The following is an 18,275-nucleotide window of genomic DNA, read 5'->3' as shown; positions in this document are numbered from 1 at the left end:
CGCTGCCTGCCACCCTTCGCGGGCAAGGGTCTCGGCCGGGACAGGGCTCAACCATGGCAGAGCCGGACCAGGAGGAAAAACAGTGTTCCGCGCTCGCACGAGCGTATCCGCATCGCTCCCGCGCTCGGTCGTCGAAACCGGCGTCACCGGTGACGACCGGCGTCCCCGGAGGCGAAGAAACGAGCCCTTCCCCCGCCTACTGCTTGAGCTGAGGGATCAAAACAGCTTCCCCTCGGCGTCGTCCTGGCCTTGCAGCCAGCCGTAGTCCACGACGACGCACCGGATGCCCCGGTCTTCGGCGAGAACGCGGGCCTGGGGTTTGATCTTCTGCGCGGCGAACACGCCCGCCACCGGGGCGAGGGTCGGATCCCGGTTGAGCAGCTCAAGGTAGCGGGTCAGCTGCTCCACCCCATCGATCTCGCCCATGCGTTTGACCTCGACGGCGACCACCTGCCCCGCAGCGTCCCGGCACAAAAGGTCCACCGGGCCGATCGCGGTGGGGAACTCCCGGCGGATCAGGCTCAGGCCCGGCCCCAGCGCCTCAAGGCGCTCGGCGAGCAGGGCTTGCAGCTGCGCCTCCACGCCGTCTTTGACCAGGCCGGGGTCCACGCCGAGCTCGTGCTCGGAGTCGTGCTCCACCTCGAGGAAGGTGATCCGCAATTCCTCCCCCGCTTTGTTGACGACCGTCCAGCCGGCCTCGGTCTCGGTGCGCCAGCACGGCGGGGACATCCAGTTCAGCGGCTTGTACGAGCCGCCGTCGGAATGCACGAGCACGGAGCCGTCGGCCTTCACGACGATCAGGCGCTTCGCCGCAGGCAACCGCGCCGCGAGGCGCCCCGCGTATTCGACCTCGCATGTCGCAATCACCAAACGCACCGGGCGATCCTACCCTCTTGCGCTCCCCGGTAGTCTCATCCCATGAGCACAGACCGCGCGAGCGCAGCCCCGCTCGGCTCGCGCCTGCTCGGCAGGCCGGACGAGAACGCCCGAATCCGTCGGATCCGGGTGCAGCTCCTCCTGTCCTCCTCCATCATCATCGCCAACATCGGCGGCATGTTCCTGGACATGGCGCTCATCGGAGCCGTCCTGCCCGGACCGTTCGACCCGTTCGACGGCAACCTGATCCTGATCAACTTCGTCGCGCTGCCGCTGTACCTGATGTTCGCCGTCGTCATCGGGGCCATCATGGGGACAGTCGAGAGCCTGCGCGTGCTGGACTGGGCCAACGCGGAGCGGACCCCCTCCGAGCAGGAGGCCCGCCGCGTGTTCGAGGTGCCCTGGCGGCTCACCCGGGTGCAGGGGATACTCTGGGGGATCGGCGCGGGACTGTTCACCCTGCTCTACGGGCTGGTGTACCCGGAATTGATCTGGAAGATCCTGCTCGGCACCATCTTGTCCGCGATCCTCGTCTGCACCATCGCGTACTTGCTCACCGAGTTCTCGCTCCGGCCCATCGCAGCGCTCGCCCTGCAGTCCGTCCAGCTGCGCCAGCGCAGCGGGGTGGCCCGCCGCAGCCTGGTCTACTGGGCGTTGTCCACCGCCGTGCCGATCCTCGTCCTGATGATCCTCGCCGTGTACGCGCTGGTGGTGGACACAGTCTCCAAAGACCGCCTCGCGGTCGTGGTGCTCTCGCTCGGCGTGGTCGCCCTCGTCACCGGGCTGTACGTCACGTATCTCACGATCCGTGCCGTGACCGTGCCGATCGGCGGTCTGCGCAACGCGATGAAGCGCATCAGCCAGGGCGATTTCGCCGCGCGGGTCGTCGTCTACGACGGCACGGAGGTCGGCGAGCTGCAAAGCGGGTTCAACGTCATGGCGCACGGCCTGCAGGAGCGCGAGGAGATCCGTGAGATCTTCGGCAGGCACGTCGGGAAAGAGGTGGCCCGCGCCGCGCTCACCCAGGCCCCCGAGCTCGGCGGCGAGGACCGCAACATCGCGGTGCTGTTCGTGGACATCATCGGCTCGACGACGATCGCGGCGACCCGTCCGCCGATCGAAGTGGTGCGCCTGCTGAACCGGTTCTTCAAAGTGATCGTCGCCGAAGTGGACAAACGCGGCGGCTTCATCAACAAGTTCGAGGGCGACGGGGCCCTCGCCGTCTTCGGCGCGCCCTCCCTTTTGGAAGACCCGTCGGGCAGCGCCTTGCAGGCGGCCCGCGCGATCAGCCGCCGCCTCGCGAAGGAGGTGCCCGAACTCCAGGCGGGCATCGGCGTCTCGTACGGGATCGCGGTCGCGGGCAACATCGGCTCGGACCAGCGGTTCGAGTACACAGTGATCGGAGACCCGGTGAACGAGGCCTCCCGGCTGTGCGAACTCGCCAAGACCAAGCCTGGCCGGGTGCTGGCCTCCGGAGCGGCGCTCGCCGCGACAGAGGCCGCGGGCTCCGCGACGTCCGAGGCCGCGAAGTGGGAGCTTTGCGAGGAAATCGTCCTGCGCGGCCGGACCAATCCGACGCGCCTGGCGCAGCCGATCGTCCAATCCGCTGTGCAGCCTGCTGTCCAGCCCGTCGCCCAGAGCGTGTAACGGCTACCATCAGAGGGCATGAGCCTTCTCCGGATCAGTCGATCCCGCGCACGACTCGTCTGCGCGATCATCCTCAGCGTGTCCGGGGCCTTCGCCGCAACGCGAGGAGCCGCCGCCGTGCCCTCCAACGGCGCGAGCCAGATCGTCCTGCCGATCGCCGACGCGGCGGCCCTGCTCGCCCTCCCGCTCACGACGGAAAGCCCGTTCGACGGGCCTCGGCAAGACTTTCAAACCAGCCTCCCGGCCTGCGCGGACGCGGCTGACGTCGGGACGCCCCGGATCTTCGGCCGCCCCGACCTCACAAGCTTCCACGGCTCGCTGCTGCGCGACGACTCGGAGGATGGCCGCCACATCGTCAAACAGGCGGTCGGGGTCTTCGGCAGCTCGGCGGCGGCGGCCGCCGCGCAAGGCGAACTCATCACGCGCACGGCGGCGTGTTTGAAAGCCCAGAGCCTCGCCGCGCGCGAGGACGACACGACTTCCGGCAGCGCGGGCAAGGACTGGACGTTCGTCAACATGAACGCCGCGGCCGACCGGATCTCTTGGCGCAAAGTCGAGAACCAGGAGAACGGCTGGCAATGCGGCCTCGTCAGCCAGGCGCAGGACAACGCGCTGCTCCAGGCGCTGGTCTGCGAGCGCACCCCGCCGCCGAAGGGACCGGCGACGGAGCTGCTGAACGCCATGGTCGCCCGGATCCCGCAGGCGGCCCCCGAGCTCCCGGCCCCAGAACCGGCTCCGACCAGCTGAGCCTTGGCCGCAGCCGCTACCATCAGCAGGTATGGCTACTGTTCGGGTTCGTGGGATTTCTGTTTTGGCGATGCTCAGCGCTGTCCTCATCGCCCCTCCTGCCGTCGCCGAGCCCGCGAAGCCGGACGACATTCCGCGCATCCTGCTCTCGGTCGATGAAGTCAACACGGTGGTCGGGGCTCCAGTCACGATGGAGAACCCCTCCGACGAGCCCTACCAGGACTTCGAGACCGACACCCCTGCCTGCGCCGAGGCCGCGGATATCGGCCTGCCCTCGACGTTCGGCGGCAACGGGTTGACCGGCTTCCGGATCTCGCTGATGCGGGACAAACCCGAGAAGGGCGGATACTTCGTCAAACAGGTGGTCGGGGTCTTCGACAGCGCCGCCGAAGCCACAGCGGCGCAGAACGCGGTGACCTCGGCCGTGCGCAACTGCCTCGCGCTCGGCAAGCCCATTGAGATGACCTTCCCCGCAGGGGGCAGCGACCCCGAGCATTGGGCGTTCAAAGACCTCGTCACCGCAGGCAACGGGATCGGCTGGCACAAAGACGAGGTCCAAGAGGCCCATTGGCAGTGCGACTTCGCCAGCATCATGCGGAATAATCTGGTGCTGCAGGCGAAAGTCTGCGAATACTCGCCGACGAAAATCCCGCTCACGAGGCTCCTCGTGGAGATGACGGGCCGGGCCGACCGATGAAGAAGCTCCTCCTCGCGCTGGCCTGCGCCGCATTCGCGCTCCCCGCCGCCCCGGCGGGAGCCGACCCCGAGTTCCCGGATATCGACTCGCTGCCGATGACCGCGGTCAAGTACCCGGACGGCTTCAGCCCGACCGATGGGAAGCAATGGCCGGTCGAGAACATCTTCTCCCCCGCCGAAGGGGTGTACTGCCGCCTGCGGTTGCAGGCTTGGGGGAATTTCCAGATGCCTCCTGCGGATGTCGCTTGCGTCGGCGATCTGCCCGGCATGCCGAACGGGGAGAACGTCGCCCGGATCGATATCGAGGGCAACAACGAGCCGACCGTCCGGTTCCTCAACGGGGCCAACAACGTGGGGAACACCGCCGACTTCCCGCATTTCTCCACCGGGAAGCAGTTCCAGGTGTTTCTGAACGTCCCGGCCATTCTGCTCACCTGCGGCAGCGGGGATGGGAACGCATTCCTCTTCGCGTGCCGGGCAAGGCAGAGCCTTGGGCAAGAGCGCTTCCCTCCGCACGGTTTCGTGCTTAGCAAACACGGCAGCTGGACGTTCTAACCCCCTCGCCTGCACCCGACCAGGGTCTGTCGAGGGTAGAAATATCTTTCGATTTTTCCTTGTGAGCTGGGTCATTTTCTGGTAGAGTCGAACGTATGATCAGCACGACGGGGATCGTGTCGGAGGAGAAAATTAGGAGCCTCCGGGAGGAGTTGCGCGCGGGGCCGAAGGCGAGGTTCGCGGCCCTCGCGGAGATCGAGCGCGCTGAGGCTGTGTTATTGGCGTTGAAGGCGGAGGCCGTCGTCTCCGTCGCGGAGGATATCGCCGAGCGGAAGCTGGCGGAGGAGCGTCAGGGCGGGAAGGGGATTTTCTCGTTCTCGATCCGTGAGGCGGCGATCCTTGAACTCGCCCCGGCGCTCGGGGTCTCGTCCAGGGAGGCGAAGGGCATGTTGTCGTTCGCGGAGAACATCACCGAGCGCTACCCCAAGCTCGGCGCGAGGCTCGCCGCCGGGGAGGTCACCGCGAAGACCGCCCGTTTGGTGGGCAAGTCGTTGGAGTCCGCTCCCGCGGGGTGGCGGGAGAGGCTCGACGCCTGGTTGGCGGAGCGGGCTCCGCGTTGGCGGTTGCACTCCCAATCGAAGATCCAAGGGTTGATCGAAGCCCAGTACATCCGCTGGGACTCCGAATGGACTCGCGAGCGGCGCGAGCGGGCGCACGCCGAACGAGGATTGTTCTTCCAGCCGGTCGGGGACGGGATGGCGAAAATCTGGGGCACCCTGCCGCTCATGGAAGCCGCCCTGGTGAAAGACCGGCTCGACGCCGCCGCAAGGACCGTCTGCCCTGGAGACCCGAGAGCCATGTGGACCCGCCGGGCCGACGCGCTCACAGCCCTCGCCAGGAACGGGGAAGACAAACTCCACTGCGAATGCGGCAAAGAAACGTGCCAGGCCGCCCACCGGCCCGCGCCCCAAGCCAAACCCGTCGAACTCGTCGTGGACCTCGCCGTCCTCGCCAACCTCTCCGACCTCCCCGCTTGGCTCAACGGATCACCCATCGACCCCGAACTCGCCCAGAAACTGGCGAAAGCCGCGAAGAACATCCGCTTCACCACCAAGCCTGAGCACTACAAACCAACCCAAGCAGTCGAAACCCATGTGAACGCCCGCGACGGGCATTGTCGATTCCCAGGCTGCCACCGCCGAGCGAGAACAGAACTCGACCATACGCACCCCTTCAACCACCACAACCCAGAATCAGGCGGGCAGACAGTCCCCCAAAACATAAAACGACTCTGCAAACACCACCACCGAGCAAAAACCCACGGCAAATGGCGAGACAAACAGAGTCCAGACGGAACAATCCTATGGACATCACCCACCGGCCAGCACTACACCACCAACCCCGGCTAAAACACGCCCTGCCGTCACTATCCCCCGCACCAGGCTGATCACTCCGCCTGCGCCCAGTAGTCCCGCTGGAAAATCGCCATCCGGACTGCGTCACGGTACCCGCCCGAAGCGAAGAACTCCTCGCGGAGCACGCCTTCCGCCACAAAGCCGACCTTCTCGTACACATGGACGGCTTTGACGTTCTCCACGTCCACGAGCAGATACACCTTGTGCAGGTTGAGGATGTCGAAGGCATGGCGGATCCCGGCCCGCGTCGCCTCGTACGCGATCCCCTGCCCCTGGAACTCCGGCACAATCGCGATGGCGAACTCGCAGTTGCGGTGGATGTAGTCGATCTCCATCAATTCCACGACGCCCGCCTGCTGGCCTTCGCGCTCGATGATGAACCGGCGCTCGCGCACATCGTGGATGTGCCGCTCGTAGATGTCCACCAGCTCCGCAAGGGACTCGAACGGCTCCTCGAACCAGTACGACATGGCCCGCGAATCGTTCGCCACCCGGTGCACGAACGGCAGATCTGGACGCTCCAGCGGACGTAACAGCACTTCAGGAGCAGGATCCATGCTTGCAGTCTAGCGACCCCGGTCCACATCCGAAGAGCCCGTCCCGAGCCCCGAGAACAAATCGTCTACCTGTCGGCACCGAGACTAGTGGGGTTGAAATAGAGCTTTTCATTCTCTGCGGCCTCGCGAAGCGCCCACAGCTTGGCACCCATTTCGAGATGGTCATCGACACTGATGTACTCGTCCGGGTTGATCGTTTTCTCCTCAGCGAGCAGCGCCCTGAGATACGACGCGCGAATAAGCCCCTGCCGTCCGTCCTCTGCCGATACCAGCGCAAACGTTGGTTCAACGCGTACCACTGTCACCAACTCCGCTTTGCTGCGCGGTTGGGCAATGGCCCGCGCGTTCTGCGCTTTGATGTCGTCGGCGACCTTCTGCGCAAGTTCGTCGACAGAAGCAAGCAGGTCAGCCATGGTCTTCGCCAACGCATTGTGGAACGCTGTGGGCTCCGAGCCATCGCTATTTTTGTAAAAGTTCTCATGCGTCAGCTCTCCCCAGGCATCCTGCAGTCGAGTCTTTATCTGCACCTCGACCTTGACCCCAGGAAACTCGCCATCAGGAGCCAAGACGGGCATGACCAACACAGCGTGGAAAGCCCGGTAGCCTGATTCTTTCGGCTGCGCGATGTAGTCCACCACATCGTCTTTGCCCCTCTTTTGCGCGAATGTGATGTTCTTCCCTGACTGGCACAGGCTTCGCAGCTTGGCAATAGCGACCTTCGCTTCGTCTGTGTTATTGCACGTGAGCTTCACCCCGACCCAGTCGCTGATGAGACTCTCCACCTTCTGCGCCAGATCTTCCTCCCGAATGCCGTCGACTCGCGCTCGAAGCTTCGTTATAGCGCGTTCCTGGTTCTTGATGCGCGGCTCGCTGATCGAGTACCCGTACTCTCCAGCTGGATCCGCGCCCATGACCACTTCGCGCAAAAAGTCTTTCGCTAAGTCACCAGCCCTTGACCACGAACTTTTCTTCTTACTGTAAAGAGCGGCAACCGCTTCTTCGAGTTTCGGCATGAGACTATTGTCACTAAGGCCGAGCGCGTTCCTGCAGCGGGTTCCCATTGGCCCCACGAGTCACGCGTTTTGCGGGCGCGCTCCCCGGTCCACGTCCGGCTCGATGTAGATGAGATCGATCTCCGGCAGCCGCTCGCGCAGCCTGGCCTCCGCCGCGTCCACCGCTTTCGAGACGGTCGCGAGGTCCGAGGCCCCGGACACCGCGACCTTCGCCGCGACGAGCAGTTCCTCGGGGCCGAGGTAGAGGGTCCGGCAGTGGATGACGCGCTCGACCTCGGGCCCCTCTTGCAGGGCGAGCAGGATCTGACGCTGTTGTTCGGGGGTGGCTCCTTCGCCGATCAACAGGCTGCCCATTTCCACGATCAGGACCAGCGCGATGGCCGCGAGCAGCACGCCGATGCAGAGGGTGGCGATCCCGTCCCAGACCGGGTCGCCGGTGATCAGCGACATCCCGACGCCGCCGAGCGCGAGCATCAGGCCGACGAGCGCGCCCGCGTCTTCCAGAAGCACCACGGGCAGTTCCGGGTTGCGGGTGTGCCGGATGAACTGGAACAGCGACTGCCCGCCCATGCTCTTGCGGGACTCGCCCCACGCGGTGGTGAAGCTGTAGCCTTCGAGCAGGACCGCGACGCCGAGGATGACGACGCCGATCCACGGGTTCTCCAGCTCGTGCGGCTCGTGGATCTTCTCGACGCCCTCGAGGATCGCGAACATCGCGCCGAGCACGAAGATCACGAGCGCCACGATGAACGCGTAGAAATACCGGGATCGGCCATACCCGAACGGGTGCTGCTGGTCCGCCGCCCGTTTCGCGGCGGCCTGGCCGCGCAGCAGGAGCGCTTGGTTCGAGGTGTCCGCGACGGAGTGCACTCCCTCGGCGAGCATCGAGGAAGACCCCGTGAGCGCGTATCCGACGAACTTCGCCACTGCGATGCCGAGATTTGCGGCCAACGCCGCGATGATCGCTTTACGGCCGCCCTCTGCTGACATGAGTGGGAAGCCTACCGGGTACCGACGCGAGGAACACTGTGGTGTTGTCCACATGCGCGAAAATCCGTGTTTCCGCGTCGCTCGCCGCCAGCCACACGGCTTCGCCCGGCGCTAGGCGCTCCCGGCTCCCCCTGACGTGGACCTCTGCCCTTCCTTCGACGCAGAGGAGGATCCTCGGCCCATCGGCTTCAGGCTCGCTTCTGGCGACGCCCGCGGGGAGGCGGTACATGGCGAGTTCGAACTCCGCCGCCAAGGCGGGGAATTCGATAGACGTCGGCCGCTGTTCGCCTCCGACCACCAGACGTTCGGGCGGGATCGGCTCGAAATCCACGATCGCGAGCAGCTCGTCCGCGGCCACGTGTTTGGCGGTGAGCCCGCCGCGCAGGACGTTGTCCGAGTTCGCCATGATCTCCACCCCGAGTCCGCCGAGATGCGCGTGCAGCACCCCCGCCGGGATGAAGAGGCCTTCGCCCGGCTCCAGGACGATGCGGTTGAGCAGGAGCGCGATGAGCACGCCGGGGTCTTGCGGGTAGCGCTGCGCCAACGCGGCCCCTGTGGCGTGGTTCCGCTCGCGCACGGCCGTCACTCTGCGCGCCACATCCTCGACTGGCATGGACAGCCAACGCTGCACAAGGCCGCAGAAGTTCTCGTCGTGCAGCAGCACGGTCTCGGGCAGATGCTCGAGCAGCCCGGCCTGGGCCAACTGCCCCAGTGTCTCCCTGGGGTCTTGGAATCCGGCCAACGCGTCGAACCGGGTGAGCGCGACGAGAAGCTCCGGCTTGTGCCGTGGATCTTTGTAGTTCCGCTTCGCGTCGTCCAGCGCCAAGCCCAGCGTGTTCTCCCGCTCGAAACCGGCCTGCGCCTGCTCGGCGGACGGGTGCGCTTGGAGGGACAGCGGCTCGCCCGCCGCGAGAAGTTTGAGCAGGAACGGCAGCTCTGCGCCGAATTGCCGCACGCATCGCGCGCCGAGCTGCTGTGCCGGGTCGGCGGCGATCAAGTCCGCGAGCACGCGCCCCTCGTCTTCGCCGTTCGGGTCGGCTCCGAGCGTGCACGGTTCGGCGGGATGCGCGCCGTACCAGATCTCGGCCTCCGGCTCGGCGCTGGGAGCGGGCCTGCCTGTGAGCTCGGCGAGATGCGTGCGCGAACCCCAGGGGTAATGCCGCATTTGTCCATGCAGCTTGCGCATTAGCGTTCCTCGCCCAACCTCAAATACACCGACGCGAGCGCGAGGCGTTGCGCGAGGACCGCGAACTGCGGCAGATCCGCGAACTCCTCCTGCCGGGGGAAGCGGCGGGCCGACGGCTCTGCCGTCGAGGCCTCCGCCATCACTAACTCGGCGTCTGGCAACCGCCTGAGCTGAGCCTCGACGTCCCAGCGGCTCTGGGCCGAAGCGAGCGCGAACACTCTCGGCGCGGCGGGCAGGGGGCCGTCCAGCTCCGGGTCGTGGAACAGGGCGGCTTCCCCGGTCAGCGCGACCGATGCCAGCCGTTCGCCCGCGACGAGGGCCGTCGCCAGATCGACGGCCTGCGCGGGCTCCCCGGCGACACGCAGGAGCGCGCCGGCCCCGTACCGGGCGACGGAGGCCGCGGCCGAGCCGTCGCCGGCGAGCACCACGCGCCGCCCCCGCATCCGCTCCGCGAGCGCCCGAGCCGGGTTCTCGAAGATCGGGCGGGACGGATGGGCCAAAAAGATCTCCTCGTCGATCTGGTCCGCCAGGGCCAAAAGGTCCACGAGCGAGCCGCCTCGGGAGGAACGCACCGCGCGGGCGACCGCGACATGCGCCGCGAGGGATTGGACGAAACCGAAGGAATCGCCGCCGGCGAGGCGGGGCGCGAGATCGATCACCCGGCTGTCGGCCGCGGCCCGCAACGGGCCTTCCAGCGGAGCGGAGGCCACGGTCGCGACCCCTCGGCGGGAAGCCGTGGACACCGCTTCGACGAGCAGGGGGTCCCCGGAGTCGGCTCCTGCGACGAGCAGCACGTCGAGCGGCCCAGCCCAGGACGGCAACCGGGGGGAGCGGACCACGGGGATGTCCCAGTCGGCGCCGGCTATCGCGGCGAAGACATCGGCTCCATGAGCCACGTCACCAGATCCCGTGACAGAGATGAGCGCCCTTGGCCGCAACGATTCGAGCTCGGCGAGCGCGCCGCTGGCCGAGGCGGAGCCGATTGCCCGCGCCTGCGCTCCGCCATGGGCCGCGACCTCGAACAACACCATCGCCGCGCGTTCGGCGGCGGGTGCGTTTGTGAGGTCAACCATGCCGGTCATCCTGGCAGGATAGCAGAAAAAACTCGAATCGCTCTTTGAAGATGCTGCTCAGGGACGGCATTCCGCTGAGGGCTGAGCGTCCGCGCCGCTACTCGGCGCGAATCACGCCGAGCACTTCTTGCGCGATCTCGTCGACTGCCGCCCGGTCCGGGGCCTCGGCGTTCAAACGCAGCAGCGGCTCGGTGTTCGAGGCGCGCAGGTTGAACCACGCCCCGCCGCCGAGGTCCACCGTCACGCCGTCGAGCTCGTCCACGGACTTCGCGCGCCCGGCGAACCGGTCGAGCACCCGCGCGATGGCCGACTTCGCGTCGCTGACGGTCGAGTTGATCTCACCGGAGGCCGCGTAGCGCTCGTAGCCGCCCATAAGCTCGGACACGGTCCCGTCCGAGCCGCCGAGCGCGGCGAGCACGTGCAGCGCGGCGAGCATGCCGGAGTCGGCTCCCCAGAAATCGCGGAAGTAGTAATGCGCGGAGTGCTCCCCGCCGAAGACGGCTCCAGTCTCCGCCATGCGCTGTTTGATGAACGAGTGCCCGACCTGCGTGCGCTCCGGGACGCCGCCAAGCTCGCGCACCAGCTCCGGGACGGCGCGGGAAACGATGGCGTTGTGGATGATCACCGACCCTGGGCTCTTCGCGAGCGAGCGCGCCGCGACCAGCGCCGTGATGGCCGAGGGCGAGATCGCCTCGCCGCGCTCGTCCACCACGAAGCAGCGGTCAGCGTCGCCGTCGAAGGCGAGGCCGAGGTCCGCGCCGGTCTCGCGCACCTTCGCCTGCAGGTCCACGATGTTCTTCGGGTCCAGCGGGTTCGCCTCGTGGTTCGGGAAATTGCCGTCGAGCTCGTAGAACAGCGGGATGATCGTGAGTCCTTCGACCGGGTCGAGCACGGCGGGCGCGGTGTGCCCGGCCATGCCGTTCCCGGCGTCCACCACGACGGTGAGCGGGCGGATGGCGGAGAGGCCGACGAGGTCGCGCAAATACTGCGCGTACTCGGCGAGCACGTCTTTCGTGGACTTCTCGCCTGGACGCACGTCTGCGCCCGGCACGCCCGCGACGAGCGCTTTTGCGATCTGGTCGAGCCCGGTCTCCTTGCCGACCGGCTTCGCGCCCGCCCGGCAGAGCTTGACGCCGTTGTACTTCGCCGGGTTGTGGCTCGCGGTGAACATCGCGCCGGGCCGGTCCAGGATCCCCGAGGCGAAGTACAGCTCGTCGGTGGAGGCCAGCCCGATGCTGGTGACGTCGAGCCCTTGCTCGAGGGCTCCTTTGGCGAACGCGTCCGAGAGCGGGAGGGAGGAATCGCGCATGTCGTAGCCGATCACCAGGCTCGTCGCGCCTTCGCCGCGCACGAGCCGGGCGAACGCGGCCCCGAGGTCTTCGATCAGCGCCTCGTCGATCTGCTCGCCCACCACGCCCCGCACGTCGTAAGCCTTCACCACCGCCGCGACGGCTTCTGGGGTGCGCACGCCGCCGGTCATTCCGCGTCGACCGGGTCCGGAACGACGCGCAAATGGCCTCGGCGCCCCGTCGAACTCGCCGCGGGCGGGGCCGGACGGGACTTGCGCTCCCCTCGGCCCGCCTCGCGGACCGCCTCGGCGAGCGCCGTCAGATCGTCGTCCTCGGCGTGGACCGGAGTGAACGAGCCCTCGCAGCGCATCATCGCCCAGCCTTTCGGCGCGGTGATGCGTTGGGCGTGGATTTCGCAGAGATCCCAGGCGTGCGGCTCGGCGTTCGTGGCGAGCGGCCCAACGACTGCCGTCGATTCGGCGTAGACGTAGGTCAATGTCGCGACGGCAGGCATCTTGCAACCGGGCCTGGAGCAGCGGCGTGGAATCCTCACGGGTGGTTAGCGTAGCGGCCTCAGCCCCGAAACGCGAGTCCAAGAGAGCATGGCGCGACTCGACTGTGACAGTGTCGGTATCAACTTGCCCCGGAGGGATTACAATAAAGCGATGACGGCTCGACCTTCGCACAGCCATCAAGCGTCCAACAACCAACGCCGCCAGCGCGCGCGGCAAGTCGGGCCGGGGCAGGCCGCGCAAAACACGGGGCTCTCGGGGCGGGTGACCCGGCGGGCCAACCGGAGAGGCCGCGACCTGCGCGGCGACCTCGTGCCGCAGCAGCTTCCGGCGTGGCGGAGCAAACGGGAGAAGTTCGACTCGCTCGTCCTCGAAGCGCTCTCCCCCATCGACCAACGCTGGCACGACCACCTCGTCGGACTGGACATCGCGGTGGACGACGTCCCCAGGATGCACCCGCTGCACCAGCAATTCGTGCAATGGCCCCCCGAAGTGACCGCGGACGGCCCCGTGCCGCTCGCCCGGCTCATTCCGGCAGGCGTGGACCTCTCCGGCAGGCACACCAGGGCCCGCGTCGTGCTGTTCCGCCGCCCCCTTGAGGACCGGGCGGAGGATCCGGACGAGCTGGTCGACCTGCTGCACCACGTCCTGGTGCGGCAAATCGCGACGTACCTCGGGCTGACGGAAGAAGCGATCGACCCCGAGGGCACGACGTACGACTACTAGCTCGTTTGTGTTCCAGACGACAGTTCACAAGGCGCGCTGACTCGGCGCGCCTTGTGTCTCGTCCGGGGCCGGGACGGATCGCCGCCTTGGACGTGAAGGGCTCTACGCCAGTCGCCGACGCAGCCTGCGGCGCTCGCGCTCGGACAGGCCGCCCCAGATCCCGAAGCGCTCGTCATTCTGCAGCGCGAACTCCAAGCACTCGTCTTTGACATCGCAGTTCAAGCAGATGCGCTTCGCCTCCCGCGTGGAGCCGCCCTTCTCTGGGAAAAAGACTTCCGGGTCGGTCTGGGCGCACAGCGCGTTCTCCTGCCACTGTCCTGTGCCTTCTTCCTCGGCTATGGCGAGAAAGATCTGTTGGGTGATGTCAAGCGAGTCTTTCATGTGGTCCCTCGGCTACTCTCTCGTCAGGATTCCCGAGCCGTCGCCGTCGTGGCGCGCCTGGTTGACATGTTCTCGAACGGATGGTCTACTGCTGTTGTCTGGGTGCGCGTCTCATCCAGTGCTGCGACACTGTTCGCGTCGTCCTCGCTTCTAAATGACACATGTGTGATTACACATGGCGCGCGGCGTCTGGTCAAGTCCGAAGATTCTTCTTTATGCTTCCGTCATGTTCATGTCGGCGTGTCGCGGCAACCGTCACGGCGGTGTCACATTCCAGCGGAACATCGGCGAACCGGTACCCTGAGCGCACTTCGCGGTCGAGCAACCGCGCCGCAAGCATGAAATGGAGGCCCCATGCCCAACCGCCTCGCCGCAACAGTTTTCGCCTTGGCTTTCGCCGGGGTCTGGTCGCTGCCCGCCGCGACCGCCGAGCCGACCCAGGTCTCGCTCGCGCCCGGAGCCCCGCTCATGCTCGGCGGCACCCCTCGGACCTCTGGCGAGGAGATCCAGATGGAGGCGTGCAGGCTCACCGCCATCGGCTACGACGACGAGCAACGCCTCGTGGGCATCACAGCGGGCCATTGCGCCAGGATCGGGCGGGTCGTGTATTCCGAATTGGTCGGCAGGCTCGGCCAACTCGGCCAAGTCGTCCGCGTCCACCACGACATGGGCATTCCCGCCGAGATGGACATGAGCCGCCCGTGGCACGAGGACATCGACTTCGCCATCATCGAGTTCGACCAAGCCAAGGTCGTCCCGAGCGCGGCGGCCCGCGTCGGCGGCAATGACGTCAAAGTCGCGGACGTCGGCGGGGCTCCGAAGGTCGGGGACAAGGCGTGCCAGTCCGGTCGGACGACCAGCAATGTCTGCGGAACCGTCACGGAGGTGCAGGACTGGCAGCACAGAGCGGAGTTCTGCACGAGCGAAGGCGACTCCGGAGCCCCTGTTTTCGTCGGCGACCGCATCGTCGGCCTCGTCACCACCGCCTTGAAGACCAAGGAGAACGCCTGCGGCACCGAACTCGGCTCCAACCTCGACGCGGTCCTCGAAGCCATCGGGCCTGGAGTCGGCGAGGGATTCCAACCGTTCGTCGGCTAATCCATGGCTCTTGAGGATTACGATCTGATCGCACGCGACTACGCGGACGCGTTCGGCGACGAACTCGACCGCAAACCGCTCGACCGCGCGACGCTGAACGCGTTCGCCCTGCTGGTCGGCGAATCGGGCGGTCGGGCGGCGCTCGACGCCGGCTGCGGCCCCGGGCATGCGGCGGGCGCGCTCGCGCAGGCGGGTCTCGCCGTCGAGGGGGTCGACCTCTCCCTCGAAATGGTGTCGCTGGCCCGACAGCGGCACCCTGGACTGCGCTTCGCCACGGCGGATATGGCGGCGCTGCCCTATCCGGACGGAGCCTTCGACGGCGTATGCGCCTGGTACTCCGTCGTCCACACCCCCGCCGACGAGCTGGCCGGGCTGTTCGGCGAATTCGGCAGGGTCCTCGCCCCGAGCGGCTGGCTGCTCCTCGCCTTCCAGACCGAGGCTCCCGCCCTCGACCTCGACGAGGCGTTCGGCCATTCGGTGGCGCTGCGGTTCCTCCGGCACGACGTGGCGGCGGTCCACGAGGCACTGCGCGCGGCCGGGTTCGATGTGTTCGCCACGACCAGACGCGAGCGCGACGCGGCGCAGGGCGAGACCGCGGCCCAGGCGTTCGTGATCGCGAGGCGGAACCTGGAGCGGCGAGCTGGCCGATAAGCCGGATTCTGTCGTGAGCGGCCATCCATCTGCGACGCCCGTCGCCGGACGCCTGAATGCGGTCTACCCGCAAGCTCGGGCGAGCAGCCCTCGAGCGCCTGCGCACCCGCACCGCGAGGGTGCGGGCATTTGACCTTGCTCCAGGTGGGGTTTACCGAGCCGCCCCGGTCACCCGGGGCGCTGGTGCGCTCTTACCGCACCGTTTCACCCTCACCGGCTCCGTGGCGAGCCACGCGCCGGCAGTCTGTTCTCTGTGGCACTTTCCCGCGAGTCGCCTCGGGTTGCCGTTAGCAACCACCCTGCTCTGTGGAGTCCGGACTTTCCTCGACCTCGGACCCGGCGCGACCTGCCCGCCTGTCTCCGAAGCCGCGACCGCTTGGCCAGCTCGCCGCGGAGAAGATAGTACCCGGTCCCTGAGGGCAGGGCTCAATGCTGCCAGTGCGAAATATCATTGACCAGCCGCACCGAACTGCGGCCCGACGGGGCGCGGTCGACGACCGACAGCGACGCAACGTCCAAGAACAACCTCGTCAACAGCTCCCAGCCGCTGCCGAGCGCGGACTTCAGCGCCAATTTGATCGGGGTCACGTGGGAGACCAGGACGATGTTCTCGCCGGGATGCCGCTCGACCACGTCGCGGACGAACTCATCCACGCGGGCCGCCACCTGGGCGAAGCTCTCCCCGCCCGGCGCTTCTGTCGTCGGCTCGGCGAGCCACCGCTCGCGCAGCCCGGGGTCGCGCGCCTGGATCTCCTGGCCGGTCAGCCCCTCCCACTCGCCGAAGTCCATTTCGATGAGCCGTTCGTCCTCGACCACGGGCAAGCCGAGCGCGTCGCCCACCGCCGCCGCGGTCTGCACCGTCCGGAGCAACGGCGAGGCGTAGATACGCGCGATATCCCTCTGCGCGCCGAGCCGAGCGGCGAGCGAGCGGGCCTGGGCCATGCCCTGCTCGGTGAGCGGGAGGTCGGACCGCCCGCATTGGCGGAACACGCGGGAAGCCTCCGTCTCCCCGTGCCGGACCAAGAGCAGCCTGGTCGCGGCGGACTTCGGCGGCTCCCAGCTGGCGGCGGGCTGCTCCTGGACGGCCTCCCGTTTTTGCTTCGGCGGCTCGGCGGCCTCCGCCTTCCCCGCGACCTCTTTCCCGTCGAGAGCGGCGTTGAGCAGCGCGTCGGCCCGCTTGTTCTGCTCCCGAGGCACCCAGGTGTAGCTCACCTCGTCGAATCCCCTGGCCAAGGCCGCGGCCCGGCTCGCCAGCTCCCGCATGTCCTCGTGCTTGATCTTCCACCGGCCCGACATCTGCTCCACGACCAGCTTCGAGTCCATCCGGACCGCGACGCGCCGCGCGCCGAGCTCTTTGGCGGCCTCAAGGCCAGCGACCAGCCCCCTGTACTCGGCGACGTTGTTGGTCGCCCTGCCGATCCGCTCGGCCCGCTGCGCGAGCACCCGCGCGCCGGACCCCTCGGAGTCGAGCACCACCGCGCCGTACGCGGCAGGTCCGGGGTTCCCCCGCGAACCGCCGTCCGCCTCGACAACCACTCGCATCTACGAACCCGTCCTGACCAAGATCGCCTCGCATTCCGGGCACCGCACCACGTCGTCGGGCGCGGACGAGGAGATCTGCGACATCTCCACCGGGGTGAGCTCCAACCGGCAGGCTCCGCACCGCCGTCCGTCCAACCGCCCTGCCGCAGTCCCCCGCGCGCGCAGCCGCTCGTAGAGCCCCAACAGCTCGGCGGCCCCGAACTGGTCTTTCAGCCGCGCAGTGCGTTCCGCCCGCGTGGCCTCGGCGGCGCGAAGCTGCTCTTTCAGCCGCTGGTCGGACTCCGCGAGCGCCGCGGCGGCGGCTTCGGCCGCAGCATCCGCGGCCGACCTGCGCGCCTGCGCCTCGGCGAGCACTGCCCGTTCCTCCTCACGCCGCTCCATGAGCACGAGCAGCTCGTCTTCGAATGCAGCCTGGCGCTTGCGCAGGCTGCTGAGCTCGTGCTGGACGTCGTTCTGCACCCTGGAGTCCAACGAGCCGGACTTGAGCAGCTGCTCGTCCCGCTCCTCCCGCTGCCGCACGGCGTCCACGTCCCCTTCGCGCTTGGCGATCTCCCGGTCCACGTCCTCGATCCGCATCGCGACGACAGCGGCCTCGTCGGCGGCGGTCTGGGCTGCGGCTTTGGCCGAGGCGAGCTGCCCCGCTTCGGGGAGGGATTGCAAACGGTGGGTCAGCTGACGCACTTGCGTGTCGAGCGCCACGACGTCGAGCAGCTCGCGCTGCGCCTTCGGATCGGCTTTCATGCCTCTCACGTTATCCTTGCGGCGGGCGCAGGACGTCGAACGCCCCCGAAAGATCGGGACGCTGGCGCGCGGCGGGGTCGTCGAGCTCAAAATATTCGCTCTGCTGGAACCCGAATGCCCCGGCGATCAAATTCGAGGGGAACGACTCGACTTTGACGTTAAGCTCGCGCACATTGCCGTTATAGAACCTGCGGCTCGCCGCGATCCGGTCCTCGGTGTTCGCGAGCTCCGATTGGAGCTGGACGAAGTTCGCGTTCGAGCGCAACGTCGGATAGGACTCGGCGACAGCGAAAAACCCGCGCAGCGCGGAGCTGAGCTGTCCCTCGGCGTACGCGGCGCGCGCGACGGAACCGCTGAACCCCGAAGCTTCGACCGCGAAGTTCCGCGCGGCGACCACTCGCTCGATAGCGCCGCGCTCGAACTGCGCCGCCGCGACCGTCGTCTGCACCAGGTTCGGCACGAGGTCGTGACGGCGCTGCAGCTCCACATCCACCTGCCGCCAGCTCTCCCGCACCGTGTTCCGCAACCGGACCAACCCGTTATAGCTCGCCCAGACTCCGACCAGCACGGCGAGCACCACCAGGCCGAAGCAGCAGGATCCGGCGACCAGCACCGCCATGATGGAAGACATGCGGCCACT

Annotated in this window: 19 protein-coding genes, 1 other RNA gene and 1 pseudogene; 8 read left to right on the top strand and 13 right to left on the bottom strand. The window is 67.5% G+C overall.

Annotated features, from left to right (window positions below; genetic code table 11):
* Window positions 1-216: 216 nt before the first annotated feature.
* Window positions 217-876, bottom strand: a complete 660-nt coding sequence (gene nucS / locus HMPREF9336_RS11515; RefSeq protein WP_007467193.1) for an endonuclease NucS — start codon at window positions 874-876, stop codon at window positions 217-219.
* A 42-nt stretch (window positions 877-918) separates the two neighbouring features.
* On the opposite strand from nucS, the gene HMPREF9336_RS11510 reads away from it, so the two are divergent.
* From HMPREF9336_RS11510 to HMPREF9336_RS11490, 5 genes are all read left to right on the top strand, one after another.
* Window positions 919-2,523 carry an adenylate/guanylate cyclase domain-containing protein gene (locus HMPREF9336_RS11510; protein ID WP_007467191.1) on the top strand — a complete coding sequence of 535 codons (1,605 nt, stop codon included), beginning with the start codon at window positions 919-921 and terminating at the stop codon, window positions 2,521-2,523.
* A gap of 18 nt (window positions 2,524-2,541) precedes the next feature.
* Window positions 2,542-3,270 carry a sensor domain-containing protein gene (locus HMPREF9336_RS11505; protein WP_084206679.1) on the top strand — a complete coding sequence of 243 codons (729 nt, stop codon included), beginning with the start codon at window positions 2,542-2,544 and terminating at the stop codon, window positions 3,268-3,270.
* A gap of 70 nt (window positions 3,271-3,340) precedes the next feature.
* Window positions 3,341-3,967: a sensor domain-containing protein gene (locus HMPREF9336_RS11500; protein WP_021030549.1), complete on the top strand. Its 627-nt coding sequence runs from the start codon at window positions 3,341-3,343 to the stop codon at window positions 3,965-3,967.
* Window positions 3,964-4,521 (top strand): hypothetical protein, encoded by a 558-nt coding sequence (locus HMPREF9336_RS11495; RefSeq protein ID WP_007467185.1) that lies wholly within the window; start codon window positions 3,964-3,966, stop codon window positions 4,519-4,521. The genes HMPREF9336_RS11500 and HMPREF9336_RS11495 overlap by 4 nt, the downstream gene beginning before the upstream one ends.
* Before the next feature lie 95 nt (window positions 4,522-4,616).
* Window positions 4,617-5,870 (top strand): HNH endonuclease signature motif containing protein, encoded by a 1,254-nt coding sequence (locus HMPREF9336_RS11490; protein WP_007467183.1) that lies wholly within the window; start codon window positions 4,617-4,619, stop codon window positions 5,868-5,870.
* Window positions 5,871-5,908: 38 nt separating this feature from the next.
* Here HMPREF9336_RS11490 and speG read toward each other — a convergent pair whose 3' ends face one another.
* From speG to HMPREF9336_RS11455, 7 genes are all read right to left on the bottom strand, one after another.
* On the bottom strand, window positions 5,909-6,433 hold the full coding sequence (gene speG, locus HMPREF9336_RS11485; protein WP_007467182.1) for a spermidine N1-acetyltransferase: 525 nt from the start codon (window positions 6,431-6,433) through the stop codon (window positions 5,909-5,911).
* 65 nt (window positions 6,434-6,498) lie between these two features.
* On the bottom strand, window positions 6,499-7,446 hold the full coding sequence (locus HMPREF9336_RS11480) for a GTP pyrophosphokinase (protein WP_007467180.1): 948 nt from the start codon (window positions 7,444-7,446) through the stop codon (window positions 6,499-6,501).
* Between the two features lie 60 nt (window positions 7,447-7,506).
* Window positions 7,507-8,436: a cation diffusion facilitator family transporter gene (locus HMPREF9336_RS11475; protein WP_007467177.1), complete on the bottom strand. Its 930-nt coding sequence runs from the start codon at window positions 8,434-8,436 to the stop codon at window positions 7,507-7,509.
* The gene (manA, locus tag HMPREF9336_RS11470; protein ID WP_007467175.1) at window positions 8,414-9,622 is read right to left on the bottom strand and encodes a mannose-6-phosphate isomerase, class I; all 1,209 of its coding nucleotides are present in this window, start codon (window positions 9,620-9,622) and stop codon (window positions 8,414-8,416) included. The genes HMPREF9336_RS11475 and manA overlap by 23 nt, the downstream gene beginning before the upstream one ends.
* Window positions 9,622-10,704 (bottom strand): hypothetical protein, encoded by a 1,083-nt coding sequence (locus HMPREF9336_RS11465; RefSeq protein ID WP_040585537.1) that lies wholly within the window; start codon window positions 10,702-10,704, stop codon window positions 9,622-9,624. The genes manA and HMPREF9336_RS11465 overlap by 1 nt, the downstream gene beginning before the upstream one ends.
* A gap of 88 nt (window positions 10,705-10,792) precedes the next feature.
* On the bottom strand, window positions 10,793-12,175 hold the full coding sequence (locus tag HMPREF9336_RS11460) for a phosphomannomutase/phosphoglucomutase (RefSeq protein WP_021030546.1): 1,383 nt from the start codon (window positions 12,173-12,175) through the stop codon (window positions 10,793-10,795).
* The gene (locus tag HMPREF9336_RS11455) at window positions 12,172-12,537 is read right to left on the bottom strand and encodes a DUF3499 domain-containing protein (protein WP_007467168.1); all 366 of its coding nucleotides are present in this window, start codon (window positions 12,535-12,537) and stop codon (window positions 12,172-12,174) included. The genes HMPREF9336_RS11460 and HMPREF9336_RS11455 overlap by 4 nt, the downstream gene beginning before the upstream one ends.
* A 112-nt stretch (window positions 12,538-12,649) precedes the next feature.
* On the opposite strand from HMPREF9336_RS11455, the gene HMPREF9336_RS11450 reads away from it, so the two are divergent.
* Entirely contained in the window at window positions 12,650-13,222 is a 573-nt protein-coding gene (locus tag HMPREF9336_RS11450) for a metallopeptidase family protein (RefSeq protein ID WP_007467166.1), read from the top strand.
* A 102-nt stretch (window positions 13,223-13,324) separates the two neighbouring features.
* Here the strand turns inward: HMPREF9336_RS11450 and HMPREF9336_RS11445 are convergent, their stop codons facing one another.
* Complete coding sequence (locus HMPREF9336_RS11445; protein ID WP_007467164.1) at window positions 13,325-13,603, bottom strand: WhiB family transcriptional regulator; 279 nt, start codon at window positions 13,601-13,603, stop codon at window positions 13,325-13,327.
* Window positions 13,604-13,957: 354 nt separating this feature from the next.
* Here HMPREF9336_RS11445 and HMPREF9336_RS11440 point away from each other — a divergent pair, with 354 nt between their 5' ends.
* Both HMPREF9336_RS11440 and HMPREF9336_RS11435 read left to right on the top strand, forming a co-directional pair.
* Complete coding sequence (locus HMPREF9336_RS11440) at window positions 13,958-14,701, top strand: chymotrypsin family serine protease (protein ID WP_007467162.1); 744 nt, start codon at window positions 13,958-13,960, stop codon at window positions 14,699-14,701.
* Between the two features lie 3 nt (window positions 14,702-14,704).
* Window positions 14,705-15,190: pseudogene (locus HMPREF9336_RS11435) on the top strand (class I SAM-dependent DNA methyltransferase); the annotation flags it as partial.
* A gap of 143 nt (window positions 15,191-15,333) precedes the next feature.
* Here HMPREF9336_RS11435 and rnpB read toward each other — a convergent pair.
* From rnpB to HMPREF9336_RS11420, 4 genes are all read right to left on the bottom strand, one after another.
* Window positions 15,334-15,740, bottom strand: an RNA gene (rnpB, locus tag HMPREF9336_RS17720) — RNase P RNA component class A.
* 38 nt (window positions 15,741-15,778) lie between these two features.
* On the bottom strand, window positions 15,779-16,894 hold the full coding sequence (locus HMPREF9336_RS11430; RefSeq protein WP_007467158.1) for a bifunctional RNase H/acid phosphatase: 1,116 nt from the start codon (window positions 16,892-16,894) through the stop codon (window positions 15,779-15,781).
* Entirely contained in the window at window positions 16,895-17,635 is a 741-nt protein-coding gene (locus HMPREF9336_RS11425) for a zinc ribbon domain-containing protein (RefSeq protein WP_007467156.1), read from the bottom strand.
* Window positions 17,636-17,645: 10 nt separating this feature from the next.
* A complete protein-coding gene (locus HMPREF9336_RS11420) occupies window positions 17,646-18,266 on the bottom strand; it encodes a LemA family protein (protein ID WP_007467154.1) in 621 nt (206 codons plus the stop codon).
* Between the last annotated feature and the right edge of the window lie 9 nt (window positions 18,267-18,275).

Source organism: Segniliparus rugosus ATCC BAA-974 (assembly GCF_000185725.2).
Classification (GTDB): Bacteria; Actinomycetota; Actinomycetes; order Mycobacteriales; family Mycobacteriaceae; genus Segniliparus; species Segniliparus rugosus.
The sequence above is the reverse complement of the archived record's forward strand: the minus strand, read 5'-3'. Positions and strand labels throughout refer to the sequence as shown.